Origin of the sequence: Alpinimonas psychrophila (genome assembly GCF_014137865.1) — a bacterium.
In the GTDB taxonomy this organism is placed as follows: Bacteria; Actinomycetota; Actinomycetes; order Actinomycetales; family Microbacteriaceae; genus Alpinimonas; species Alpinimonas psychrophila.
This window is the reverse complement of the sequence record NZ_JACGWU010000005.1, coordinates 13630-38269: the sequence shown is the minus strand read 5'-3', so window position 1 is coordinate 38269 and position 24640 is coordinate 13630. Positions and strand designations below refer to the sequence as shown.

Annotated in this window: 21 protein-coding genes and 1 tRNA gene; 17 read left to right on the top strand and 5 right to left on the bottom strand. The window is 58.0% G+C overall.

The features are described from left to right. Positions 1-45: 45 nt before the first annotated feature. Both FB555_RS07865 and FB555_RS07860 read right to left on the bottom strand, forming a co-directional pair. Positions 46-1497 carry an MFS transporter gene (locus FB555_RS07865; protein ID WP_220475909.1) on the bottom strand — a complete coding sequence of 484 codons (1452 nt, stop codon included), beginning with the start codon at positions 1495-1497 and terminating at the stop codon, positions 46-48. A gap of 81 nt (positions 1498-1578) precedes the next feature. Beyond that, positions 1579-2067, bottom strand: coding sequence for a YajQ family cyclic di-GMP-binding protein (locus FB555_RS07860; protein WP_182484931.1), 489 nt, complete (start codon positions 2065-2067; stop codon positions 1579-1581). Between the two features lie 85 nt (positions 2068-2152). Here FB555_RS07860 and FB555_RS07855 point away from each other — a divergent pair, with 85 nt between their 5' ends. The 5 genes from FB555_RS07855 to FB555_RS07835 all read left to right on the top strand — a co-directional run bounded on the left by FB555_RS07855 (position 2153) and on the right by FB555_RS07835 (position 6060). Then, positions 2153-2917 carry a lysozyme family protein gene (locus tag FB555_RS07855; protein ID WP_182484930.1) on the top strand — a complete coding sequence of 255 codons (765 nt, stop codon included), beginning with the start codon at positions 2153-2155 and terminating at the stop codon, positions 2915-2917. Between the two features lie 91 nt (positions 2918-3008). Further along, a tRNA-Tyr gene (locus FB555_RS07850) sits at positions 3009-3090 on the top strand. 153 nt (positions 3091-3243) lie between these two features. Further along, the gene (locus tag FB555_RS07845; RefSeq protein ID WP_182484929.1) at positions 3244-4377 is read left to right on the top strand and encodes a tyrosine-type recombinase/integrase; all 1134 of its coding nucleotides are present in this window, start codon (positions 3244-3246) and stop codon (positions 4375-4377) included. A gap of 704 nt (positions 4378-5081) precedes the next feature. Beyond that, positions 5082-5300 (top strand): helix-turn-helix domain-containing protein, encoded by a 219-nt coding sequence (locus FB555_RS07840; RefSeq protein ID WP_182484928.1) that lies wholly within the window; start codon positions 5082-5084, stop codon positions 5298-5300. A 94-nt stretch (positions 5301-5394) separates the two neighbouring features. After that, positions 5395-6060 carry a hypothetical protein gene (locus FB555_RS07835; protein ID WP_182484927.1) on the top strand — a complete coding sequence of 222 codons (666 nt, stop codon included), beginning with the start codon at positions 5395-5397 and terminating at the stop codon, positions 6058-6060. 366 nt (positions 6061-6426) lie between these two features. Here FB555_RS07835 and FB555_RS07830 read toward each other — a convergent pair whose 3' ends face one another. Both FB555_RS07830 and FB555_RS07825 read right to left on the bottom strand, forming a co-directional pair. After that, positions 6427-7347 carry an Abi family protein gene (locus tag FB555_RS07830; protein WP_182484926.1) on the bottom strand — a complete coding sequence of 307 codons (921 nt, stop codon included), beginning with the start codon at positions 7345-7347 and terminating at the stop codon, positions 6427-6429. Between the two features lie 1705 nt (positions 7348-9052). After that, positions 9053-10432 carry a GmrSD restriction endonuclease domain-containing protein gene (locus tag FB555_RS07825; RefSeq protein WP_182484925.1) on the bottom strand — a complete coding sequence of 460 codons (1380 nt, stop codon included), beginning with the start codon at positions 10430-10432 and terminating at the stop codon, positions 9053-9055. Positions 10433-10872: 440 nt separating this feature from the next. Between FB555_RS07825 and FB555_RS07820 the strand changes: the two genes are divergently transcribed. From FB555_RS07820 to FB555_RS07800, 5 genes are all read left to right on the top strand, one after another. Beyond that, complete coding sequence (locus tag FB555_RS07820) at positions 10873-12276, top strand: MFS transporter (RefSeq protein ID WP_182484924.1); 1404 nt, start codon at positions 10873-10875, stop codon at positions 12274-12276. Positions 12277-12507: 231 nt separating this feature from the next. Continuing rightward, positions 12508-13488, top strand: coding sequence for an ATP-binding cassette domain-containing protein (locus tag FB555_RS07815; RefSeq protein WP_182484923.1), 981 nt, complete (start codon positions 12508-12510; stop codon positions 13486-13488). Next, a complete protein-coding gene (locus FB555_RS07810) occupies positions 13485-14324 on the top strand; it encodes an ABC transporter permease (RefSeq protein ID WP_182484922.1) in 840 nt (279 codons plus the stop codon). Before FB555_RS07815 ends, FB555_RS07810 begins: the two co-directional genes overlap by 4 nt. A 9-nt stretch (positions 14325-14333) precedes the next feature. Next, positions 14334-15041, top strand: coding sequence for an FUSC family protein (locus tag FB555_RS07805; RefSeq protein ID WP_182484921.1), 708 nt, complete (start codon positions 14334-14336; stop codon positions 15039-15041). A 109-nt stretch (positions 15042-15150) separates the two neighbouring features. Further along, positions 15151-16887, top strand: a complete 1737-nt coding sequence (locus tag FB555_RS07800) for an amidohydrolase family protein (protein ID WP_182484920.1) — start codon at positions 15151-15153, stop codon at positions 16885-16887. Between the two features lie 66 nt (positions 16888-16953). Here FB555_RS07800 and FB555_RS07795 read toward each other — a convergent pair whose 3' ends face one another. Next, positions 16954-18666, bottom strand: coding sequence for an ABC-F family ATP-binding cassette domain-containing protein (locus FB555_RS07795; protein WP_182484919.1), 1713 nt, complete (start codon positions 18664-18666; stop codon positions 16954-16956). A 151-nt stretch (positions 18667-18817) separates the two neighbouring features. Here FB555_RS07795 and FB555_RS11115 point away from each other — a divergent pair, with 151 nt between their 5' ends. The 7 genes from FB555_RS11115 (at position 18818) to FB555_RS07760 (ending at position 24639) form a co-directional block, all read left to right on the top strand. Then, entirely contained in the window at positions 18818-19588 is a 771-nt protein-coding gene (locus FB555_RS11115) for an IclR family transcriptional regulator domain-containing protein (protein WP_182484918.1), read from the top strand. Positions 19589-19679: 91 nt separating this feature from the next. Beyond that, complete coding sequence (locus FB555_RS07785; RefSeq protein ID WP_182484917.1) at positions 19680-20378, top strand: 4-carboxy-4-hydroxy-2-oxoadipate aldolase/oxaloacetate decarboxylase; 699 nt, start codon at positions 19680-19682, stop codon at positions 20376-20378. Further along, positions 20375-21475 carry a 4-oxalomesaconate tautomerase gene (locus FB555_RS07780; RefSeq protein ID WP_182484916.1) on the top strand — a complete coding sequence of 367 codons (1101 nt, stop codon included), beginning with the start codon at positions 20375-20377 and terminating at the stop codon, positions 21473-21475. Before FB555_RS07785 ends, FB555_RS07780 begins: the two co-directional genes overlap by 4 nt. Then, a complete protein-coding gene (locus FB555_RS07775) occupies positions 21472-22503 on the top strand; it encodes an amidohydrolase family protein (RefSeq protein ID WP_182484915.1) in 1032 nt (343 codons plus the stop codon). The genes FB555_RS07780 and FB555_RS07775 overlap by 4 nt, the downstream gene beginning before the upstream one ends. Further along, complete coding sequence (locus FB555_RS07770; RefSeq protein ID WP_182484914.1) at positions 22500-23390, top strand: amidohydrolase family protein; 891 nt, start codon at positions 22500-22502, stop codon at positions 23388-23390. Before FB555_RS07775 ends, FB555_RS07770 begins: the two co-directional genes overlap by 4 nt. A gap of 2 nt (positions 23391-23392) precedes the next feature. Next, positions 23393-23791, top strand: coding sequence for a protocatechuate 4,5-dioxygenase subunit alpha (gene ligA, locus FB555_RS10985; protein ID WP_182484913.1), 399 nt, complete (start codon positions 23393-23395; stop codon positions 23789-23791). Beyond that, positions 23791-24639: a class III extradiol dioxygenase subunit beta gene (locus FB555_RS07760; RefSeq protein ID WP_182484912.1), complete on the top strand. Its 849-nt coding sequence runs from the start codon at positions 23791-23793 to the stop codon at positions 24637-24639. Before ligA ends, FB555_RS07760 begins: the two co-directional genes overlap by 1 nt. Position 24640: the final 1 nt, after the last annotated feature.

Sequence of the window (24640 nt, the reverse complement as noted above, 5' to 3'; positions counted from 1 at the left end):
CGCCCCTGATCGCATTTCGTGCGGTCTCAACGCAAACCACTCTGACTAGATCAGGATCGAGTCGACTTCTTGTTCGGCTTCTTCGGCTTCCGCCTTGTGACGCTTGACGGCGGCGACGCTGGGCAGGAACATCGCCGCTACGATCGAGAGCGAAAGTGCTGTGATCGGCACCCAGATGCCGCCGAGGAATGCCTCGCGAAGGGTCGCGGGAGAGAAATCCACGCCGATGATGCCGAAGAAGATCACGCCGACCACGGCGATGCCGAGGGCCGAGCCGACCTGCTGAATCATGCCGAATACCCCGGATGCTGCACCGGCATTCGTCGTCGCCGTGTTCGCCAGCGCGAGATCCAGCAGGGGAACGATTTCCAACGTGAGCCCCAAGCCCGCAAGAGCCATGGGCAGAATCAAATCGGGGCCCGCCAAAGCATTTCCCGTTTCGCGAACGATTGAGGTCATCCAGAAGAATCCCCCGACCTGCGCGGCGGCACCGGCGGCAATGAGCCACTTTCCTAGCAGAGGCCCGAGCGGAACGGCGACACCGCTACCGACGAGAGCGCCGATGCTAAAGGGAAGCGTTGCCAAGGCGGCATCGATTGCCGAGAAGCCGAGCCCAATCTGCAGATAGAGCACGAGCACGAGAAAGAAGGCTCCGATGGATGCCGAGAAGGTGAACTGCACGATCGAGCCGGCGGCGTATCCGCGATTGCCAAAAAGGCTCGGGGGAACCAGCGCCGAGCCCTGTAGGCGGTCACGACGAGCCTGGTACCAAACGAAGGTGGCCAACACAATCGGACTGGCAATGAGCATTGCCCAGATCCAACCGGCCCAATCTTCGCCGCGTCCCTCAATCAACCCGAAGACACCGAGGAAGAGACCGACAGAGACCAGGACAACGCCCAGGATGTCGAGGCGCAGAGCGTGGGTGGAACGCGACTCCGGAACAAAGATGAGGGCCATGATGAACAGCGCGATCCCGACCGGAATGTTGATCAGGAAAATGGAACGCCATCCGACATCTAGAACGTTACCCGTGACAAGCAGTCCACCGATGAGGGGGCCTGCCACGGCAGCCAGGCCGGAGATTGCCCCGAGGGCACCAAAGATGGGCGCGCGCTCCTTGGGGGCGAACAAGACTTGAATGACGGAGAGAACTTGCGGAATCATCAGGGCGGCGAACAGGCCTTGCACAACGCGGGAGATCACGAGCATGTCCCCCGTAATTGCTCCGGCGCACGCGGCCGAGGCCACCGTGAACCCCGCGACACCGATGAGGAACATGCGTTTGCGACCGAAAATATCACCCAGGCGCCCGCCCGTAATGAGGAGAACGGCGAAGGCGAGGACGTAGCCGCTGATGATCCATTCGAGCTGAGACGCTGAGGCATCCAAATCTTTTTGAATCGATGGCAGAGCCACGTTCACGACGGTGGTGTCGAGCAAATCCATAAAGGATGCCACGATCAAAATAACGACAACAACGACACGTTTTTGCACGCAAAACAACTCTCTGGACGAGCTCGACCACGGTGGCGCGCTAAGGGGTAAAACCCTAGTTTATCGTTTTAGCGAAATTTTTTAGCGAAAGTTGACGAACTGGAGGTCGACCTCAAGGTCGGCACCCTTCAGCAGCGCCATCGTGGTCTGCAAGTCGTCACGGCTCTTAGACGTCACGCGGACTTCTTCACCCTGAATTTGTGTCTTAATCGTCTTTGGCGCCTCGTCACGAATGAGCTTGGTGACCTTCTTGGCGTGCTCCTGATCGATGCCCTGCTTGAGGGTGGCCTCGATGCGGTATTCCTTGCCGCTGGCGAAGGGCTCACCGGCATCCAAGCTACGCAAAGAAATACCGCGCTTGATCATTTTTTGCTCAAGGACTTCGAGCACGGCCTTGACGCGTTCCTCAGCACTGGCCTTCATCAGAATCTTCTCGCCGCTCCAGCCCACCGAGGCGCCGACACCTTTGAAGTCGTAGCGCGTCTCAATCTCTTTAGCGGCTTGATTGATGGCGTTGTCGGCCTCCATCTTGTCGACCTTGCTTACGATGTCAAAAGAAGAGTCAGCCATAACTCCATGATATCGAGACCGGATGCCGTGGCCCACCTCACGCCTTCGGCTAATTGTCAGCGCTACCCAGCAGAATAGGACCACCATGGCTTCCCGAAAAGTGCGTCTGCGCCGCACGTTCATCTCTGTGGGCATCATTGCGGGGTTTGTGTGGGCGATTGCCTCTTGTGCCGTGGCGAGTATTGCCCCGCCGAACGCGTCGATGCCCTTTCCGGTGGCCGCTCCCCTGCCGAAACTCGCAGCGGGAATCTCCGAGGCGCAGATACGCCCGACGCCGGTGAACATTCTCGCCGACGAAGACTGGGTTGTGCAGACGGCGGCAGCTACCGGAATTCCGGAGCGCACGCTTTATGCCTACGCCGGCGTTGCCCTCCGTAAGTCAAACACAGATCCCACCTGTCAGGTGAGCTGGAACACGCTGGCAGCCATCGGCTGGGTGGAGTCGCACCACGGCACCATCTTTGGGGGAAAAATATTGCCCGACGGCTTTGCGAGCAAACCCATCTACGGCGTGCCCCTCACCGGTGGCCAGTTTATGAACATCCCCGATTTCGACGATGGTAACTTTGATGGCACTGCTGAGTACGATCGCGCGGTCGGTCCCATGCAAATTATTCCGGCAACGTGGGCTGCCTGGCACGTCGATGGCAACCTTGATGGTTCCGAAGACGGGCAACAGATTGACGATTCCACTCTGGCTGCCGCTGGCTACCTCTGTTTCTCCGGCAGCGATCTGAGCACGCGCGCCGGCTGGGACAAGGCCGTGACGGCTTATAACCAAGCACCCCAATACATCATTGATATTGCAGCAAAGGCCGACGAATATGCCGAGGCGGCGTCGACCTCCTGAATCGACGTCTGTACGATTTTTCGTTGAGGCCTTGCCACCGGTATTGTTGTCAGGCGCGCCCGATTGTGTTTAACGTGGTTGGGCGTGCGATGGCGAGTTACCCAAGCGGCCAAAGGGATCTGACTGTAAATCAGACTGCTCAGCATTCGAGGGTTCGAATCCCCCACTCGCCACAGCACCGAATAAGCGCCTACAGCCCAGTAATCATATGGATTGTAGGCGCTTTGTCGTACCCCGGTAGTACCATTGCGTAACAACAGATAACAGCCTGATCTGGCACGTATCTGGCACGTATCTGGCACGTATCTGGCACGCGGGGGGCAATTATGGGCAAGGCAGAAACCAAACGAGGGCTAGGCAATATCCGGCCATTACCTTCTGGCAGATATCAACTCAGGTACACAGACCCGAACGGGAACTCTAAGACCGCTGGAACGTATGGGACTAAGGCGCTCGCCGAACGTGCCCTATTGAATATCTCCAAGGCGATAGACGGCGGCACCTACAACGAACAGCAGGGAATCTACGAGGGCGATCTAGACCCTAAGACTCTGACCCTCCTGGAGCTGGGCACCCATTGGCGACAGCTGCGGCGTAACAGGCGCGGACAGCCGCTAAGCCCTAACACCCTTGCCGAATATCAACGCCTTGTCGGGGTCGTTCTAGAGCCACTGAACAGCAAGCCCATTAGAGAGATCACTACCGGGCAGATAGCCAAATGGTGGGAACCTGAATCACGGCGAGCGCCCCGGCAAGCTAATGCCGCCTACAAGCACCTAAACACGTTATTCAAATACGCGGTAAAGAATCGTTGGCTCAGCGAGAACCCTTGCACTATCGAGGGCGCTAATGTCTACGTGCCAGATCAACAGCCAAACGTGCCAGATATTCAACAGATAGAGATCATTGAGAGCGAGACGGCTGAACCGTTTAGAACTGTAATCGCGCTCGCCGCGTGGGGTGGATTACGCAAGGGCGAGATCCTTGAGCTACGTCGCAAAGACATAGAGCAGGTAAGAGACGTAGACGGCGCTACGTGGCTAGTCGTGGATATTAGCCGGGGGGTTGTCTGGGATAACACGGAATCTATTGTGCGAGTCCCTAAGACAGCCGGGAGCATTCGCAAGGTGACGTTACCCCAGCGGGTGAACTCAGTTGTGGTCAAACACCTAGCGACGATCCCAATAAACCCAGACGCGTTACTGTTCAGCTCAGACCCACAAGGGACTAAACACTGGGGCGAATGGAAGATCAACAAGCCATGGGAACGGGCCAGGGCGCTCGCCGGATACGCGGGTAGCTTTCACTCCCTTAGATCTTTTGCGGCGACTCAGTACGGGCTGCAAGGCGCGACGGTTGCCGAGCTGATGGACAGGCTGGGACACAGGAACGTTCGAACAGCTATGCGCTACCAGAGGACGACGGGGCGAGAGATGAACCTGCTCAGCGGAATGGGTTAGGCCATGAGTAGCAAACAACGGCGGCTTATAGCCAAGCAACGCCTAGCAACTAAAGTGTGGACGCGGGAAAACCCCGAGGTCAGTCAAATGAGGTCTCCACACGACAAAGTCATGGAAGCCCATTTCTACAAAGCCCAGCTCAACGAGCACCCGGAATGGTTATACGTTCGTGGCACTGGGTGGGCGGAGGGGAATCTCGATTATCTAGAGATCTGTCTAGAAGTCTGTGATCTGCTTGTCAGCCAAGGCGTAACAGTTAGCGGCCAAACCTCGGACGGTTTCCGGCTAATGCCCTTGCCAGAACTTAGAGACTTCGTTCTCCACCTCCTTCAGAGTCTCTACACAATGCAAAATCTGCCGCGTAATGTCCCCAAACATCGATTCATCCATGGGCAAAATTTTAGGACAATGACGTTAAATCTAGACGAGTACTTTCACGATCCGGAGCTTGGCATTTTAGTTAGGGAGGCTTGGGGAACCGTCGTGCGAGCGCGATCAAAGAATACGGGAGGGCGGGAGAGTGATTCGTAGTCGCCAGTTGTCACTCGTTAGTGTTACGGTTGCGTTGTTGTCGTCACCCTTGAATGTTTCTTAGTTCTTAGAGGTCGTACCCGGATAAAGTTCCAGCGGCAACTGTAAATAAGGGTCGCCTAGGTGCCAGTCGTTCCCCCTACCCGGGAACTGGTATCTAAGGAATATCCCATATGGCTCTTACGCCTACCAAACCAGATCCGTATTGGGTCACAATCAACCAAGCGGCTAACGTCGCGCGTTGTCACGCGAACACGATTAGGAATCTAATCGCGAGCGGACAGCTACCGGCGTCACGTATCGGCTCGCGCATCATCCGGATCGACAAGAACGATCTAGACGCCCTATTCACTCCCGTTGTTGGGGGTGAGTTCTCGGTATGGAATCGCTGAACGAAACCAAACACGGCGAGCGCGTAACTGCTCTCACGGCAGATCCCGATCGCCAGTTAGCGACTGCCCTAACCCCGTTGCTGGGGGTGACCTCATGACGTGGACCAAACTAAGCGACGACTTCACTGACGACACTTGGACTTTGTCAGATGCTGCATACCGGTCGCACAGTGAAGGACTCGTCTGGTCGAACAGGAAACTTCTTGACCTGCGAATTCCTAAAGATGACGTTCGACGATTCAAGAACCCTGAAGCAATAGGGGAACTTCTCGCGGGTGGATGGTGGATTGATCAAGGGGCGTATTACCTGATCCAACACCATGCCGCTTATCAGCGCCTTCGAGAAGCTGTCATCAATCAGCAGAAGGTCAACAAGGAGAACCGGGCCAAGGGTGGGCAAGCATCACCGCCGCCCCGTGAACAAACGCCTGTCTTTAAGACACCTAACGATTCGTCGAACAAGCCGTTGAACGATTCGTCGAACGAAATGGACAGGACAGGACGGGCTAGTTATGTGAAGAGTTCTGAAGAAGCAGAAACAGTGAACACAGCAACCGGGGAGATAGTTACAGCGCCCTATGTAGCTTCAGCTTTGGTTACTGAATGGCCGGTCGTCACAATCCCAAATTCGACGCCTTCAGACTTTGACACTTGTCGAGTCTGTGACAACAAGCTCGCGTCTGCACCTAGTCGCGCTTCTGGTCTTTGCCGTAAGGGTGACGACCAACACCAAGTGTTCAGAGCGTCTCATGCTGCATAACAAGGACGGGGACGCCTTCTAATGAATGAATCACGGGCTAACGTAATTTTGTTTCCTACACACCGGCGTAAAGCGGTATTACGTAAGCGGGAGAAATCTAAACGCGCTCGCCGTGTAAAGACCAAACAGTAAACGCGTCTCGCTAGATCTGATAGCCCCTAGTTGTGTTCCCTGCATCGCTGGGGGCTATTAGTTTGATATGAGGCATTCACGTTAATAAGGTTTGGATATCGTACACACGGATACCCACAGCATCATCTTGACTAAACCAAACTCCCCATCTTTCGGGACTGCCTCACGAACAAGGGTAGGTATCTATGGTGTGAAGCATCCCAAGTTGGCGTAATTGACAGGTGAAGAGGAAATCTATCTGATTGCTTGCGGTCGCAAAATACCGTCAGTATGTTGGTTTGAAATGCTTAAACGACGTCGGACAGTTGCAAGTTGAGATTTTCCTGCTGATCCACAAACAAGCTTTTCCAGCGCTAACAATGCGGGGAAAATACTTAGTTGATTGAATTGGATGTCTCTCGGCCTTTCTCTTTTATTCAAAGGAGAGGGACACTGAGATTTAAGTGGCCTGTTCCAAATTTGGCCGTGGTGAGCGCACAAATTTCTCAATGCTGAAAGTGACTGCACAACCGAGGAGAAAGTCTTAGTCGGGTAGCTGTATTCATGAGAAATTTGTTCTCTGAGAGATTGATTTTTGAGAGACTCAAGCATCCAAGATATTTTTCCGAAGCTGAGTGCTTCGATAGCGACCCAAACGGGGACATTATCAACCTCTCCGCCTGGACTTCGATATTTATTAACCATTTTTGACTTGTTATTTGTTAACTCACTTCGCAAAGCTTCAATGCGTTTGTCCAAATCATGGACAGAAGGTATGTAGTTAGAGCTATCAAGATAAAAGGCCTTATTTCCCCAAATATCGCCAGAGATTCGAGCGAATCGAGTTCGAAGTGTTAATTCCAGTTCAGACAGAGGAACTAATAGACGAATTCTCAATTCATCATCCGCTGCCATTAGGTCAACTATCTGTTCGAAGGAAGCGCCCTCAACATAAGAGTTATCTCCTTCATGAGGTGCTACTTGGAAGTATCTGGAGTAACCAGTGAAGCGGTAGTAATTGGTCTGGTCGAGGAATCTCACAGCCCCGTCATGGTTGCCGATATTAAGTTCCCGGTCCTTGCTCAGCAAGGTGAGTAAATCTTCTGTCGATTTGTATCGTTTCACAGGGTCCTGCTCCCAACACAAAGAAATGGCCCCTCCGATTTCAGGAAGCATAAGCTCTAGCCTTGGAGGGGCGCTGTCAATTGATGTTACACGGCGAATCCTAAAGTTCCTATATTCCCCCGTCAATGAGTGGAACTCAACGCAGGATCAGTTTCATATTCAACGACATGAAAACCCGTCCAAACCGTCAGACGCGATACGCGGAGCGGGCATGCTAAAAGGGGAGAGGGGGGGGGGAGTCCCGTAAGCGCCTACAGGTAGCTCGTACGAAAGCTAATAGCCCCTAGTTATGTTCCCCCACAGAGCTGGGAGTTATTAGTTTGCCCAGAGAAGCCTGCCCTGAGAGCACCGGTGACGGCTGACAATCCGCCACGGCGTGCAGTGCATAGCAGCCCCCACCTACCCACCTGTCATTGTTGCCGCCCGCGTCCCGTACCGGGCTCGGCCTCTCTAGCCAGTCAAATTCAAACATTTACGAGCCCCGTTTGAGACTGTCGAGGGTAGGGGTGTCGACATCTCTGCAACTTCCAACGCTACGCCCGTATGAGCAGAGAAACGTGTTGTGGCTCAACTCGTATACCCCCCTTTATAGTGAAACATTTTGAACCCGCCACAGACTTTTTCATCCTTCCCGGCGACCACCAGATCAGGGGTGAATGGGGGGCACTCCCAATACTCAAAACGACTTGTAAACCCGTACAGATTGTCTGAGGCTATACACGGTGTGGTCACACAGAGCGACTGGGTGGGGGTATCTGGGGTGGGGTCGCAGGTACCGCGGCGCTCGCCGTATCTGCGCGGGTCATCGTCTTATAGTCAGGCAAAAGATACCCACAGTACCTACAGCCACCGACACCAGAGCCGGGGGGAGAGAAATCTGGGAACCGCTGGGGTGTCCGTCTTCCTCGTCGTAAAAACAGACCCAGTTCCCACGACCCCCAGACCCGTATATCTGGAGTCAGGCGACGGCATAAGCGGGAGCGACCTCGTGGAAGGTGTGGACGACTCAGCCCAGCAAGCGGCGAGCGCTACTAGCCTCGCCTCGTGGACAACATGAGACTAGATAAGACCTGCCCGTCATGCTTAGAGCGCTGTGAACCGTGGGGGTCGTCGTGGCGCTGTGAAGGGTGCGACATCATCGTCCTGGAGGGGTAGGGCTGCGAGTATCCGACTGCGGAATTTTCGCACTCGATTCGACATAGCGCTGGAGACGTGACGGAATCCGCCACGCGCCGCTGTTAGACCTGTTCAATCGAGGGGGAGGGAAACGCGACAATGCCGCGGGGGTCAAAGCTACAGGGGGAGGGTGTGGAGGCGGCTCTCTGTCATGCTGTGTCGTTGTCGTTGGGCAGCACTTCATCTCCTGCATGCGCTTTCTCTGTGCTTTTTTCGGAAGGTCAAAACTTCCAGACTCAGGCGCGGAGAAAGTAACAGCCCCTCCATGGTGTCGCTGGGGGTAGGGCTAGGGCTAGGGGTTGTCGTGGAAAAAAGCTAGGGGAGGTATCGGCTCTAGCCCCGGAGGGCTTTCACAGCGGGGGCTGGGGGGAGTATGGCCCGGTCGTTGTCGTCGTGGGTAGAGAAGGGTTTACTCCCCAGAGACAGACCGATACAAAGGCGCGGGGTCGTATCCCCAGACGCGTGCACGGCCTCGATCAAAGCCACCTTCCAGTGTATTGAATATCAAGGCGGCAGGGAAAAGAAAGAGGCCCATCACTCGTCAGATGGAGACGGGCCTCGGTGCGAGCAGATTCCTTATTTAAAACTCGCAATCAACGCCGTCTTTGTCTCTGTCGCGATACCAGCCGTACTCTTCATCGACACCACTTCGATAGTTGCCATACCCGTTTGCATTTGCTTCCTTACAGGTGCCGAAGCGGGGGTCTGTTCCTGAGGGTGCGGCGGGAGCGGGTTCGGCAGGTGCAGCTGGTGCTGGTTCAGCAGGTACTGGTACGGCGGGAGCAGGGGCAACAGGTTCAGGTTCTTTCTGGACGACTGCAACCAAAGCTTGCTCCGTGCTTCCCAGAGCACTCTCAGCGCAACCACTTGAGGCTTTCTCGATTGCAGCTCTTTCTTTGGCGTCCATCGTCAAGCTCCAACGAATTTTAACCTGCACCCACGTATAGACGTACTGGCATTTATAGCTTGCTTCACTGGGGAGCCACTCGCTTGGGTCGCGGTCACTTTTTGAGCGATTGGACGAAGCAGAAACTGCAATCAGGGAACCGTCGTATCCGAGATCATTTGCAAAGGCTTGGCGCGTGGCAGCATCCCACTTGTCCGCACCACTATCCCAAGCCTCTTTAAGCGGAACGAAATGATCGATGTCGAAAGATGAAGCGTTGGTTGATGCCACTGAGTCATAGGCGGAAGCCCAGCTCCCCCCTGAGATGGAACAACCAGCTCCCACCGTTACCTTCGTCAAGGATTCAGCAATGAGGACTTCTTCACGGGTGTCGCAGCTGTTTTTGTCTGCATCAATCCAATGCACGAAAAGTGCGCGGTCATAACCGCTTGTGGCCTCGTCAGCCACGGGTATGAGTGTGAGTAGCGAGGCGTAACTGGCTGCAGCCGTCGTCGGAGTTGGCGTTGGTGAGGATGTCTTCTTCGCCGTGGCAGATGGGCTGGACGACGGTTCGACGGAGCGGCTCGTGTCCTCAGGACTAGCTACTGTTGATACTTGCTTCCCGGAGCTGCCCACAGCTATCGCGGCCATCGGAGCGAAAAGTGCGAAGAAGATGGTCACTGCCGCAACCACTGTAAGCAGGGGCTTAGGAAGCCTATCTTTCAGGGTTTTCCCGGCACCCGCATTTGTGGGGAGGGCAACGAGTATCGCCCCGAAGACCCAACCGACGAAGGGAATTAAGAGTATTAGGGTTACCCATCGGCTTATCCCGGTGTCGGTCACTCGTCTGAGAACGGATGAGGCAAGGCTGGCAAGGGTGGCCAGAATCAAAATCGTCTGAAGAACAGGCACCGCGCCAAGAAAAAGACAGATGAAAGCGGCAGGCAAGACGAAATACAAGTTCTTCAAAAACGCGCCCTGGCTGAGCGCACCATTGAAGGCATATAACTCAACAAGCTTTTTTGAAACAACCGAATATGCGACATTTATCGGATTGGCGTCGTTCATTGACATTGTTGCCCCCCATTTTTTGACGCATGTATGCGTCTCACCCCTATTGGCGTTACTTTACCCACGAAGTCCCAAATCCACGAACATCGGTTTCACGCAGGCGGAACCCTCTCTAAGGATGCTGGTGAGGGGTAAAATCAGACTCGCCTTCCATTTGAATCTGGCACGTATCTGGCACGAAATGGCTACTAACTTACGAGACCCCAGTAATAGCAAGGGTTCTAGCCCCGTTGGTATCTGTCTGTAAATCAGACTGCTCAGCATTCGAGGGTTCGAATCCCCCACTCGCCACCACGAAAAGAACGCCCCTTGCCGGGGCGTTTTTTCGTTGTGTCTGAATGATGAGGGGATTCGGGAGGAGGCGCATCGCGCCGACGGCTCCCCCACTCGCCACCACAGCAAAGACCATTGAAGAACGCCCTCGCGAGTGTTTGACTGACCTCATGGCAAAGACGGTCCTCAACAGACGTGCACTCGTCGTGGCGATTCTTGCGGCATTCGTCGCGTTTCTCGATGGCTCGATCATCAACGTTGCACTGCCCGCAATCAGCGCAGAACTTGGCGGAGGGCTCAGCGTTCAACAGTGGATCTTGGATTCATACCTCATCACTTTGGGCGCCTTGATTCTGCTTGCGGGCTCACTTTCGGACGTACTCGGTCGGATCGCGGTACTGCGCATCGGGCTGATTGGTTTTGGCGTGGCATCCATCGCGTGTGGTCTTTCACCGACCCCCGAGCTGCTCATTGCAGGTCGCGCGCTGCAGGGTGTGGCCGGCGCTTTGCTGGTGCCGAGTTCGCTCGCCCTCATCATGGGCACCCATCAGGGCTCGGCGCAGTCGCGGGCGATCGGCGCCTGGACGGCATGGACGTCAGCGGCGTTCATTGTCGGCCCGCTTCTCGGAGGACTGCTCACCGACGTCATCAGTTGGCGTTGGGTGTTCTTCATCAACATCGTGCCGATCGCGGCGACGATGATTCTCATGGCCCCCATGCGCAACCACCCCGCGGCCGTGCGCACCGCCATCGACTGGTGGGGCGCAACTCTTGGCGCTGTCGGTTTGGGTGGTGTGGTTTTTGGGCTCATCGAGCAAGGCAACTTCGGTTGGGGATCCCCCATCGTTTATGTGCCAATGGTTGTCGGCGCGCTGTGCCTTGGTGGATTTTTGGTGCGCCAAGCCACTGCCACGGTCCCGATGATGCCGCTCTCGCTGTTTCGCAACCGCAACTTCGCTGTGGGCAATGCCGCGACGTTTGCAATCTACGCGGCACTCTCGCTCTCTAGCCTTGTGATCGTGCTCTTCCTTCAGGAGAGTGCGGGCCTCAGCGCCACCGTTTCTGGCCTCATTATGTTGCCTCTCACGATCATGTTGATTGCCTTCTCGTCGGTCTTCGGCAGTCTCGCGGGGCGTTTCGGTTCGCGCTGGTTTATGACCGCGGGGCCGCTCATCGCCGCCGCCGGTCTCCTCTCGCTGCGCGCGATTGACGTGCCGTTCGATTTCGTATCGCAAGCCCTCCTCGGGGTGCTGCTTTTTGGTCTCGGCCTCGCGATCACGGTCGCGCCACTCACCTCGGCCGTCCTCGGTGCGATCGAACCGGCCCGGTCGGGAATCGCTTCCGCCGTCAACAACGCTATCTCCCGTATCGCCAGCCTCATCGCGGTCGCCCTGCTCGGCGCCGTGGTCGGAACGGTTGTGGACGCTGCGTGGCTTGACCGCGCCCTCACCCTCAGTGCCGTGCTTCTCGCGGTCGGAGCAGTCATCTCGGCTATCGGCATCCGGAAGGTTGCGGCCGACGCGGATGTGGCCGACGCTGCCGCCCCGGAGAGTCCAACGCAAGCGGATCGATAGGCAGGCGCGAGCAGCTAGAGCGAGGCGATGCCTACCCTCTTCGCGCGAGCTCCGCTTTCCTGACGCCGAAACCATCTCCAGAAATTCCCGTCGCGTTGGCCACGGGGATGTTTCAATCTCAAGACCACCCGACATCCGGAGAAGCCACTATCGTGGGCTCCCGGGAGAAATCGTGACCGCAGTTACGACGACGTTTTGCCGCAGGCTTTGTCGGCTCGATAAAATTCCCTTATGTCATTCATCGAGGCGATTGATCTCGTCAAAACGTATTCTCCGAAGGGCTCTCCCCAAGTCAGAGCCCTGGACGGCCTGAACCTTGAGGTCCAGCAAGGGAGCGTCACCGCACTGCTCGGCCCCAACGGTGCCGGCAAAACAACCACCGTCAAAGTACTGACCACGCTGATTCAGCCGGATTCAGGATCCGCATTCATTGACGGAGTGAACGTCGTAGCCGAGCCGCAAGCCATTCGGCGAATGATTGGTGCCAGTGGCCAATATGCCGCGGTTGATCAAAATTTGACCGGCTTTGAGAATCTCTTGATGGTGGGAAAGCTCTACCATTTGGGGACCCGGGTTGCTCGCCAACGTGCGACCGAACTCATCGAACTCTTTGACCTCGTTGAGGCCCAAAATCGAACGGTCAAGGGATACTCGGGGGGCATGCGTCGCCGGATTGACTTGGCTGGCGCGCTCGTGATTCGGCCACCGGTGCTTTTTCTAGATGAACCAACCACGGGACTCGACCCCCGAAGTCGATTGGGGCTGTGGGAGGTTATTGAGCGGCTGGTGGCCGATGGTACGACCGTATTGCTCACAACGCAGTACCTCGAAGAAGCTGACCGCCTTGCGAATTCCATCTCGGTGATTGACAACGGCCAAGTCATTGCCCAAGGAACGGCCGATGAGTTGAAGGCATCGATCGGAGGCCTTCGGGTCGCCGTGACCCTCGTTGACGAGTCACAAAGCGAAAATGCCCGCACGCTCCTGACACGATTTGGTTCCGGGGAGCAGGCCATTCTGACCGGCCGCACGTTGGTTGTTCCCGTTCAGGATGGCCCCCACGCCCTTGCTGCCATCGTCAGTGCGGCAGCGGAGGAAGGTATCGGTCTCCATGACGCCGGAATGCGACGACCTACCCTCGATGACGTGTTCCTTCAGCTGACTGGTCGCTCTGCCCAAACCGACGAAGCTGAAACGGAGAGTGCGGCATGACAACTTCCACGAGCACCACCCTGCAGCCCATTCCCGGTAACTCTCTCACGCGCTTTCTGAGCGACGGCTGGGTGACGACCTGGCGAAATCTGATGAAGATCATCCGAGTGCCAGAGATTCTGCTCTTCAGCCTAATTCAGCCCGTTATGTTTGTTTTGCTCTTCACCTACGTCTTTGGAGCGGCAATCGACATCCCGGGCGACGGTTACACCTCGTTCTTGATGGCGGGAATCTTTGCCCAAACTGTGGTCTTTGGCTCCACCTATTCAGGTTCGGCGATGGCCCAAGACCTCAAAGACGGAATCATTGACCGTTTCCGCACCCTGCCGATGAGCGGCGCTGCCGTGTTGGTTGGGCGAACCAATGGTGACCTCGTGATTAATACCCTGTCGATGCTGGTCATGATGGGAACTGGATTGCTCGTGGGCTGGAGAGTCAATTCTTCTCCACTGGAGTTCCTCGCGGGTGTCGGGCTCCTGCTGTTGTTCTCTTACGCCTTCTCCTGGGTGATGGCATTTCTCGGGATGTCAGTCAAGAGTCCCGAGATTATTAACAACGCCTCGTTTCTGGTTCTTTTCCCGTTGACCTTCATCTCTAACGCCTTCGTGCCCAGTGAAAACCTGCCCACACCGTTGAGGGTGTTCGCGGAATGGAATCCGGTTTCCGCACTGGTGCAGTCGGCCCGCGAACTCTTCGGTAACGTTCCCCCGGGCACGATCGTGGGGGAGGCTTGGCCCGCGCAAAACCCCATCGCCACCGTTCTCATCGGGGTCAGCGTGCTGTTGGTGATCTTTGTGCCATTGTGTATTCGCAAATTCGCAACCATTTCACGTTAGAGAGCTGACTTGCCCCCCACCCCCGCTCCGAAGCTCGCCGGCCTCATCGTCATTCTGGTCGCAACAATGATCCCGGGCATTCTTCTCACGATGTTCGGGTTGCCGGCGGCGGGAAGCGCAGCGTCGCTCGGCGCCATTGGTGGCGCCATCGCCATCGTCTCGACGACGCGGCGAAATGCGGCGTGGGCGGCGCTCGCGATGGGAGCGGCAGTGTTCCTTGCCGCGAGTACCGCTTCGGAGCTATTCCTCGCTGTGGCTTCCTTCGTTCTGATCGGTGCCGTCACCGGCCTCCTGAACTTCAGAGGGCTCTCCGCCGCTTTCCTCTTTGTTCCGATTTGTGCAGGATTCGCGTTGACGCAACCCTCGGTTCTTACTCAAAACGTTTTCATCAACGGCCTCTTTATCGGCGCCGTGACGGCGGGGGCGGCCGTGTTGCCCACCCTCCTACTCGGCCTCACAAGTTTTCTTACGCTTCAATTCGCACTCAATCATCTCGGCGCATGGCTGATTCTCACCATTGCCGTCATCGTGCAGCCCTCCCTCCAGGCGACATGGGCGAAAGGACTGCATCGTGCCGGGGGTACTCTGCTGGGTTTCTTTATCGCCGTGGGGGTCGCCGGTTCGATCCCGCTGCCCGGTCTGTTCTTTGCCATTGGCAACCTTCGTTGGCGCGATGATCTGTCTCGTCGTGCTCGGGTTGGAACGTCCTTTTTATAAGCATGCTGCAGCGCGGGCTGGCGTCGAGCGGTACTAGAAATGGACTGAAGCGCATTGTGTCAAGCATGCGGTGCTACATTAAGCGCAACAAACCGAGGGAGTTTTTACCGTGTCCGTTTCTTGTTGTTCTGCTCATCCCGTCAATCAACTTCACTTGGGTGATGCCTTAGGTTCTTCGGGCACAAACATTGATCCCGCCAACCACGCCGCGGGCGCTCCGGTAGGCGCATCCGCTGATACTCTCGTTGTCGGCACCATCGCCACAGGCAATCTCGCGGCACCCCTAGCCGAGGCCATGGCCATTTCGGGAGGCCAAATTATCGGGATCGGTTCGCTGTCCGATGTCGAGGGTCTTGCGAACGCCTCCACTCAGATTGTGAAGCCCGAGGGCATCGTTATTCCCGGCCTCATCGAGCCGCACATGCATATCTGGACGTCATTGATGAACTTGACGTGGACCGATGTCTCCCACGAGTCCTGTGCCACCTTCGACGCCGTCGTTGCCACCATCAAGGAGGCCGCCCAGAAGACGCCCGCCGGCCAGTACGTGCTCGCTAAGCTTTTTGACCCCAGCCTCTACGCCGGCGAGCCCGACCTGACGCGCGCAATTCTCGACCAGGTGGCGCCCAACAACCCCGTCGTGGTCATGAATGCGTCAATGCACTACGTCTATGTGAATAGCGCCGCTTTCGTGGCCGCGGGCATCGATGACCAGACGAAAGACCCCGCCGGCGGCACGTTCGGCCGCTTCGATGGCAAGCTCACGGGTGTCGTGGGTGAAGCTGCAGCAATGATGTTGATGCTCGCGAACATGCCCCGGCCTTCTGCAGCCGACATGGCGGCAGGGATCACGGAGATTCTCAACGCGTGTGCCAGCCAGGGCGTCACCTCACTGCGTGAAGCCGCGACCGGAACTATCGCCGGGATTGGCGAGCTCGCCATGTTGCACCAGCTCAATGGCGTCAAGCGTCTTCCCGTTCGCGTGTCAACCGCGCAGTTCGCCATGATGTCTGGCAAGACCCCCCTTGAGGTTGCGGCCGCATGGAAAGAAGCCGGTGTCACGCCCTTCAGCGGTGACGAAATGGTGCGAGCGGATGCCTGGAAGGTCGTCACGGATGGCTCAAACCAGGGTCGCTCGGGCTACTTTTTGCAGCCCTACCTGGGCGAGGACAACGGTGGTCACGCCAACTGGACCCCCGAAACCCTTCGGTCCACGCTGAAGGCGGGCCTCGATGACGGCTGGCAGCTCATGGTGCACACCAACGGTGACGCCGCCGTCGAATTTGGTCTCGAAGCCATGGAGGAACTGTTGCCTGGGTATGGCGCCAAGGACCTTCGCCACCGTTTCGAGCACGCGTCATTTACGACCGATGATCAGCTGGCGCGTATGGCAGCGGCCGGGATTTCGCCGAGCTTCCTGATGAACCACCTCTACTACTGGGGCGCCGCCTTCCGCGACACGATTCTCGGTTCGGCTCGCTCGCAGCGACTCGACCGCGTCGCCTCCGCGTACAAGGCCGGCCTTCGCCCCAGCCTGCACTCCGACTACAACGTCAGCAGGGTTCACCCCCTGCAGAGTGCGCGCACCGCAGTTCTGCGTCAGCTCCAGGCCGATGGCAGCGTGTTGAATCCAGCTGAATGTGCCACGGTAGATCAGGCGCTCGCGGCCATCACGACGAACGCGGCTTGGCAGATTCACGCGGATGATCGTGGTTCCCTCGAAGTTGGCAAGCGCGCCGATTACGCGGTTGTCAACGAGAACCCGTGGACGAGTGACCCCGCCGGTTGGGACAAGATCACCGTCAACGAGACCTACATCGACGGGACCCTCGCCTTTCAGGCGTAATTCTCTCGACCGGGCTTATGAGCTCGAAAGAAGGCGGCATCGATCGTCAACGGCACCGCAGCGGAGCTACTGCTCCGTGACGGTGCCGTTTTCTACGTGCCAGTGGCGATCGAGGGTCACGTTTTCGAGCATTCGTCGGTCATGCGTGACCAGCAAGAGCGTGCCGGTATAGAAATCGAGTGCTTCTTCGAGTTGCTCGATGGCAGCGAGGTCGAGGTGGTTTGTGGGCTCGTCGAGCACGAGCAGATTGACACCGCGGGCCTGAAGTAACGCGAGGCCGGCGCGGGTGCGTTCGCCGGGGGAGAGGTCATCCACGGGGCGCAAAACGTGGTCCGCCTTGAGTCCAAACTTGGCGAGCAGAGTGCGCACCTCGCCTGACGTGAGTTCGGGAACCTGATTCTCGAAGCTGTCGGCCAACGCCGTGCTGCCCGCGAGCACGGCTCGCGCTTGATCGATCTCGCCAATGGAGACGCTGCTGCCGAGGCTCGCCTGGCCCTCGTCGGGTTTGTGCCGCCCGAGGAGCGCGCGCAGGAGGGTGCTCTTGCCCGCGCCGTTCGGGCCGGTGATGCCAATGCGCTCGCCGGCGTTGACCTGAAGGGAGACGGGCCCGAGGGTGAACACTCCCTGATGGATTACGACTGCCGAGAGCGTCGAGACGACGGAGCTCGAGCGCGGGGCCGAGCCAATCGTGAACTCGAGTTGCCACTCCTTGCGGGGCTCCTCCACCTCGTCGAGGCGCGCGATGCGGCTCTCCATTTGGCGCACCTTCTGGGCCTGCTTCTCGCTGGACTCGGCCGAAGCCTTGCGGCGAATCTTGTCGTTGTCGGGCGCCTTCTTCATCGCGTTGCGCACACCCTGGCTCGACCACTCCCGTTGCGTTTGGGCGCGGCCGATGAGATCCGCTTTCTTGTCGGCGAACTCCTCGTAGTTCTCGCGAGCGTGACGTTTGGCGACGGCACGCTCCTCGAGAAACGAGTCGTAGCCGCCACCGAAGAGCCGGTTGGAGCCTTGAGCAAGGTCAAGCTCGAGCACCTTGGTCACCGAGCGGGCCAGAAACTCGCGGTCGTGGCTGACGAGCACAACGCCCCCGCGCAAGCCCCGAACGAAAGTCTCGAGTCGTTCTAGGCCGTCGAGGTCGAGGTCGTTGGTGGGCTCATCCAGCAGCGCGATGTCGAACCGTGAGAGGAGCAGGGCCGCGAGGCCGACCCGGGCTGCCTGCCCGCCGGAGAGCGATGTCATCAGGGAATCTGCCGACAGGGTGGACTGTTCGCGCGCTGAGTTATCGGGCACATAATCCCCGAGCGACAGCCCAAGGTCGGCAAGGACGGCAGGAAGGCGGTCGTCGAGGTCGGCGGCACCACACGCCATCCAATGGTCGAATGCTGCCGAATATACCTCGGCGGGGTCAGGGGCGTGTTCGACGTTGCCGGGAGCCGGCGGCGCGGTGTTGCCCAGGGCGATTGCCGCAGCATCCATCGCCGCTGTCGCTTCGGTGCACCCTGTGCGGCGACCGATATAGGCCGCGATGCATTCCCCGACGATGCGCTCGTGCTCCTGCGGCAAAAAACCCACGAAGGCATCGGTGGGCGCGAGAGAAACTGAGCCCGCTTGGGGCTCATCAAGCCCCGCCAGAACGCGCAACAACGTGGACTTCCCGGCACCGTTCACGCCGACGACACCGATGACATCACCCGCGGCTACCGTCAGATCGAGGGAGTTGAACAAAATGCGATGGGCGTGGCCGCCGGTAAGGCTCTTGGCCACGAGAGTTGCGCTCATCCCCCTATTTTCGCACTCCTAGACAAGAGCACCCGCGTCCTTGCAGATCTTGCCCCTGCTGGATGTCAGTGACCTGACCCAGGCCATTTTTGACCTCGAGGGTTCCGTGGCATCTTCAGCCGAGGCTGCCGACAAAAAGTAGACTCAAACCGTGGCAGATCAGCACGCAACGAACCGATCGGTCACTGCCCGCGCGCTCGCCGTGCTCGAGACTTTCGATATGAAACATCGCCGTCAGTCGTTGGCCGCGATTGCGCGCCGCTCGAACCTGCCGTTGACGACAGTGCATCGGCTCGTTCACGAGCTCGAGAAGAATGATGCCCTGGCCCGGGGCTCCGACGGAGACTACGAAATTGGCAGCAAGATGTGGCGCATCGGCCTGCTGGCATCCGTTCATGCCGACCTTCGGGAGGTCGCACTCCCCTATATGGAGGACGTGTACGAGCTCAGCAATGATGCCGTGCAGATTGCTGTGGTTGACGGCCTTCGCTGTCTGGTGGTGGAGCGCATCGCTGGCTCCCGAACCATGTCGGTGATGAGCAAGCCCGGTTCACGTTTGCCGCTGCACGCCACGGGCGTGGGCAAAGTACTGATGGCGTTCGGCCCGCCTGAGCTTCAGGATGCTGTGCTTAATTCTCTCGACCGCTACACCGACACCACAATCACGGATGCCACCAAGCTCCGTTCCCAATTGCTGACTATCAAGGCCCACGGGTTTGCCAAAACGAACGAAGAGCTCGCGGCCGGAGCCACCTCCATCGCCGTCCCGCTGTGGGGCAAGGGCGGCAAGGGGGGCAAGGTGATTGCGGCTCTGGGAATCGTGGCGCCGAGCGACGATGTTCGCGATATTTCGCGCATGCTTCCCGTGCTGCAAGTCACGGCTTCCGCACTGTCGAAGAAGCTGGCCGAGAGCGGGTATTAGCCTTCCGGTATTCGGAATGCACCTTGGTTATTGTCAGCGAAATGCAGTTGTCTTGGAAGATACGCTCAGCGCGGGCATTCGAAGGAGAATCATGGCACGTGTAGTTCGAGGTACGCCTCGTACCCCAGTGGAAATCGTCGATGGCCTAGCCGAATTGGGCGTCGCGACGGTGCACGAGTCGCAAGGGCGCATTGGCCTGCTCGACATTCGCCTTCGCCCCATTTTCTCTGCCAAGATCGCTGGCAATGCTTTGACCTGCGAGGTCGCTCCCGGGGACAACTGGTCGATTCACGTTGCCGTGGAGCAAGCTCAGCCCGGTGACATTTTGGTCGTCACTCCGACCAGCCCGTGCGATGACGGTTACCTCGGTGATCTGCTCGCCGAGAGCCTGATGGCCCACGGCGTTCGTGGTCTCGTTATCGATGCCGGCGTGCGCGATGTGGACACGCTCACCGAGATGGGCTTCCCTGTCTGGTCAAAGAGCATCGGTGCCCAAGGAACGGTCAAGCAAACCATCGGTAACGTTCAGGTGCCCATTGTCATTGCGAACCAGCTTGTTCGCCCCGGTGATGTCATCGTCGCCGACATCGACGGCGTCGTTGTGGTTCGCCGCGAAGATGCCGCCGATGTCCTGAAAAAGGGTCGCGAGCGCGAGGCCAACGAGACCGCCAAGCGTGCGCGTCTCGCATCCGGTGAACTCGGCCTCGACATTTACGGCATGCGCGAGGCGCTCGCCGCCAAGGGATTGGTCTACGAGGATTACGCGGCCTCTGAGAATCACGCCGAATGAAAAATTCTCAGGTAGCAATTCCCTGCTCGGTCATGCGCGGTGGAACCTCCAAGGGCCTGTATTTCTTGGCTGAGGATCTGCCGAGCAATCGCGCGGCCCGCGATACTTTCTTGCTGGCGGCCATGGGTTCGCCCGACGTGCGCGAGATCGATGGCATGGGGGGCGGACATCCACTCACCTCCAAGGTGGCGGTCGTGAACAAGTCGACACGCCCCGGCATCGATGTGGACTACCTCTTTCTGCAGGTATGGCCCGACCGCGCAGAAGTCAGCGATCAGCAGAACTGCGGCAACATTCTGGCCGGCATCGGCCCCTTCGCCATCGAAAAGGGTCTCATCGAGCCTCAAGATGGCATCACTCCTGTGGCCATCTATATGGTGAACACGGATTCAAAGGCCACGGCCTTTGTTGAGACACCCGACTACATCGTCAACTACGCCGGAGATGCGCGCATTGACGGTGTCCCCGGAACGCACGCGCCGATCAACATTAACTTCGAGGATGTCGCGGGCTCCAGCTGCGGCTCCCTCCTGCCCACCGGCAACGTGGTCGACGTTGTCAACGGAGTGGAGGTCACGTGCATCGATAACGGCATGCCCGTGGTGTGCCTGAACGCCTCCGACTTCGGCATCACCGGCTACGAGACGCCCGCAGAGCTTGAGGCGAACCCCGAGCTGAAGGCCCGGGTCGAGGAGATTCGCTTGGCCGTGGGCCCCATGATGAATCTGGGCGACGTCACGAACAAGACCGTGCCCAAGATGAGTCTCTTGTCACCGGCCAAGGATGGCGGACTGCTCAGCACCCGCACGTTCATCCCGCATCGCGTGCACGAATCGATCGGGGTGCTCGGTGCTGTCTCAGTGGCCACCGCCTGCATGCTCGACGGTAGCGTTGCGGCTCAGATCGCCGGCCTCACCACTATTGGCTCCAGCCTTGAGGTGGAGGTCGAACACCCCAGTGGTTTCTTCACGGTTCAGATGGAAGTCGACAACTCTTCCGGCACGCCGGTCGTGACCAAATCCGCATTGCTCCGCACGGCTCGCATGCTCATGTCGGGCTCCATCTATGTCCTTGAATCCGCTTGGGAGAACGCATGATCATCGATTGCCACGGCCACTACACAACGGCTCCCGAACTCCACAACCAGTGGCGCATCGACCAGCTCGCTGCCTACAAGGCTGGCCAGCCCAGCCCTGCTTACCCCGAGATCTCCGACGCAATCATCATCGAGTCCATTGAGTCCAACCAGTTGCGGCTCATCAACGACCGAGGCACGGACCTCACCATCTTCTCTCCCCGCGCCTCCGCTATGGGACATCATGAGGGCGATCAGCGCATCAGTCTCGAGTGGACCATTGCGTGCAACAACCTGATCAAGCGCGTCGTCGATCTCTTCCCGGGGGTCTTCATCGGTGTCGGCCAACTGCCGCAGTCACCCGGTTCCGACCTGACCCAGACCATCAAAGAACTCGAACGGTGCGTCAACGAGCTGGGCTTCATCGGAGTCAATCTGAACCCAGACCCCAGCGGCGGCATGTGGAACACGGTTCCCCTCACGGACAAATTCTGGTACCCGCTCTACGCGAAGATGGTAGAACTGGATGTTCCCGCCATGATTCACGTGTCGGCATCGTGCAACGCCAACTTCCACGCCACCGGCGCCCACTACATGAACGCCGACACCACAGCTTTCATGCAGCTTCTTCAGGGCAACCTGTTCGCGGACTTCCCCACGCTGAAGTTCATCATTCCTCACGGTGGCGGAGCTGTTCCTTACCACTGGGGTCGTTACCGTGGACTGGCCGACATGTTGAAGCAGCCCAACCTCTCCACGCATCTCATGAACAACGTGTTCTTCGACACGTGCGTCTATCACCAGCCCGGAATCGACCTTCTCGTCGATGTCATCGATAACAAGAACATCCTGTTTGGCTCGGAGATGATTGGTGCCGTTCGCGGTATCGATGAGACCACCGGCTTCTACTTTGATGACACCAAGCGCTACATTGATGCGGCCAAGATTACGGATGCGGAACGCACCAGTATCTTCGCCAGCAACGCGCGCGCGGTCTTTCCGCGCCTCGATGCCCAGTTAGTGGCGTCTTCCACAGGGCAGAGCGCATGAGCACCGCCTTCGTCAAAGACGCCGATTGGCTGGACTGGCACCCCAACCCCAGCAAGCCAAAGTTTGTGGTTCCCGCGGGTTCCGTTGACGCGCACTGCCACGTCTTTGGTCCCGGCGATATCTTCCCGTTTGCTCCCGAGCGCAAGTACACCCCGTGCGATGCCAGCCGCGAACAGCTCTTTGCCCTGCGTGATTTTCTTGGCTTCGAGAAGAATGTCGTCGTGCAGGCGACCTGCCACGGTTCCGACAACTCGGCGCTGCTCGACGTGCTCGAGCACGCCAATGACAAGGCTCGTGGCGTCGTTACGGTGACCCCGAACGTCACGCACGAAGAGCTCGCGCGCATGCACGAACTCGGGGTTCGCGGCGTTCGTTTCAATTACGTGAAGCGCCTCGTTGATCCCAAACCGGATGACTACTACCGCGAGATCATCGAGAAGATCCGCCCGCTCGGCTGGCACGTCGTGCTGTACTTTGAGCCCGCCGATCTGACCGAAAAGTGGGACTTCTTTACGTCGCTGAACATCCCCATTGTCATCGACCATATGGGTCGCCCCGACGTCACCAAAGACGTGGATGGCCCGGAGTTCGCCGAGTTCTTACAATTCATGCAAGAGAACTCGAACGTGTGGTCGAAGGTCAGCTGCCCCGACCGCATCACCGTCACTGGCGCACCGCTGTATGCCGATGTCGTGCCGTTTGCCAAGACCATCGTCGAAAAGTTCTCCGACCGCGTGCTGTGGGGAACCGACTGGCCTCACCCGAACATGAAAAAGGAGATGCCGGATGACGGCATCCTCGTTGACTACGTCCCTTCTATTGCGACGACCCCGTCGCTGCAAGTGAAACTACTTGTGACCAACCCCAACAACCTCTACTGGAGCTAACAATGAAGCCCAATTTTGAGCAGTTCAAGGACATCCCCGGCACCACGATCTTCACCATTGAAAAGACGCGTCAGGGTTACCACCTCAATGAATTCTGCATGAGCCTGCGCACGGCGGAGAACCGCGTGCGATTCTTGGCCGACCAGCGCACTTATCTCGACGAGTGGGCGATGACCGAAGAGCAGAAGCAGGCCGTTCTCGACCGCGACTTCCAGAAAATGCTGGATAACGGCGGCAACGTCTACTTCTTGGCGAAACTCTTCGCCTCCGACGGACTGTCCTATGTGCAGGCCGTGAGCACCATGACCGATATGAACGTGGAAGAGTACACCGCGATGATGGTGGCCGGCGGCCGCAACATCGAAGGCTGGCGCTCCAAAAAAGAACGAGGAGAAGCCTAATGGCACGCATCACCGCAGGAATTGCCACCAGTCACGTGCCCGCCGTTGGTGCCGCCATCGACATGGGACGCACCGAAGAGGACTACTGGAAGCCCATGTTCGCGGGCTACGAGTTTTCCAAAACGTGGATGAAAGATAACAACCCCGACGTTGCGATCATCGTCTACAACGACCACGCCTCGTACTTTGGCATGGACATCATCCCCACCTTTGCCATGGGCATTGCCGAGTCGTTCGCGATCTGCGACGAGGGCTATGGTCCCCGTCCCGTTCCTGTCGTTCAGGGTGCTCCCGAGTTGGCAACGCACCTGGCCGCATCCTTGATTCTGGATGACTTCGACATGACGGTTCTCAACGTGCTCGAGGTCGACCACGGCCTCACCGTTCCGATGTCCCTCATGTTTGGCACCCCCGACAAGTGGCCCACCAAGGTTATTCCGTTGGCCGTCAACGTGGTCATGTACCCGCAGCCCTCGGGCGAGCGGTGTCTCGCCTTGGGGAAGGCAATTCGCGACGCCGTGGAGCAATTCGACGAAGACCTCAACGTTCAGGTGTGGGGAACCGGTGGCATGAGCCACCAGATTCAGGGTGCTCGCGCTGGTCTCATCAACCTGCCGTTCGACCGCAAATTCATGGATGACCTCGTTAACCAGCCCGAGGTGCTGCAGTACAAGCCTCACCTTGAGTACATGATTGAGGCGGGTTCCGAAGGCGTCGAACTCATCATGTGGCTCGTCATGCGAGGAGCCCTCGGAGACCACGTTGACGAGGTCTACCGTTTCAACCACGTGCCCGCCTCAAACACCTCGGTCGGTCACCTCATTTTGACGCCAAAGGAAAACGCATAAC

What these genes read in the sequence shown, in the direction of transcription:
- FB555_RS07770 (WP_182484914.1), top strand. Translation starts at nt 22,500, where the DNA reads ATGAGCACCGCCTTCGTCAAAGACGCCGATTGGCTGGACTGGCACCCC.
- FB555_RS07840 (WP_182484928.1), top strand. Translation starts at nt 5,082, where the DNA reads ATGGCTCTTACGCCTACCAAACCAGATCCGTATTGGGTCACAATCAAC.
- FB555_RS07780 (WP_182484916.1), top strand. Translation starts at nt 20,375, where the DNA reads ATGAAAAATTCTCAGGTAGCAATTCCCTGCTCGGTCATGCGCGGTGGA.
- FB555_RS07760 (WP_182484912.1), top strand. Translation starts at nt 23,791, where the DNA reads ATGGCACGCATCACCGCAGGAATTGCCACCAGTCACGTGCCCGCCGTT.
- FB555_RS07785 (WP_182484917.1), top strand. Translation starts at nt 19,680, where the DNA reads ATGGCACGTGTAGTTCGAGGTACGCCTCGTACCCCAGTGGAAATCGTC.
- FB555_RS07795 (WP_182484919.1), bottom strand. Translation starts at nt 18,666, where the DNA reads ATGAGCGCAACTCTCGTGGCCAAGAGCCTTACCGGCGGCCACGCCCAT.
- FB555_RS07830 (WP_182484926.1), bottom strand. Translation starts at nt 7,347, where the DNA reads ATGCTTCCTGAAATCGGAGGGGCCATTTCTTTGTGTTGGGAGCAGGAC.
- FB555_RS07820 (WP_182484924.1), top strand. Translation starts at nt 10,873, where the DNA reads ATGGCAAAGACGGTCCTCAACAGACGTGCACTCGTCGTGGCGATTCTT.
- FB555_RS07775 (WP_182484915.1), top strand. Translation starts at nt 21,472, where the DNA reads ATGATCATCGATTGCCACGGCCACTACACAACGGCTCCCGAACTCCAC.
- FB555_RS07825 (WP_182484925.1), bottom strand. Translation starts at nt 10,432, where the DNA reads ATGTCAATGAACGACGCCAATCCGATAAATGTCGCATATTCGGTTGTT.
- FB555_RS07845 (WP_182484929.1), top strand. Translation starts at nt 3,244, where the DNA reads ATGGGCAAGGCAGAAACCAAACGAGGGCTAGGCAATATCCGGCCATTA.
- FB555_RS07835 (WP_182484927.1), top strand. Translation starts at nt 5,395, where the DNA reads ATGACGTGGACCAAACTAAGCGACGACTTCACTGACGACACTTGGACT.
- FB555_RS07810 (WP_182484922.1), top strand. Translation starts at nt 13,485, where the DNA reads ATGACAACTTCCACGAGCACCACCCTGCAGCCCATTCCCGGTAACTCT.
- FB555_RS07855 (WP_182484930.1), top strand. Translation starts at nt 2,153, where the DNA reads ATGGCTTCCCGAAAAGTGCGTCTGCGCCGCACGTTCATCTCTGTGGGC.
- FB555_RS07815 (WP_182484923.1), top strand. Translation starts at nt 12,508, where the DNA reads ATGTCATTCATCGAGGCGATTGATCTCGTCAAAACGTATTCTCCGAAG.
- ligA (WP_182484913.1), top strand. Translation starts at nt 23,393, where the DNA reads ATGAAGCCCAATTTTGAGCAGTTCAAGGACATCCCCGGCACCACGATC.
- FB555_RS07860 (WP_182484931.1), bottom strand. Translation starts at nt 2,067, where the DNA reads ATGGCTGACTCTTCTTTTGACATCGTAAGCAAGGTCGACAAGATGGAG.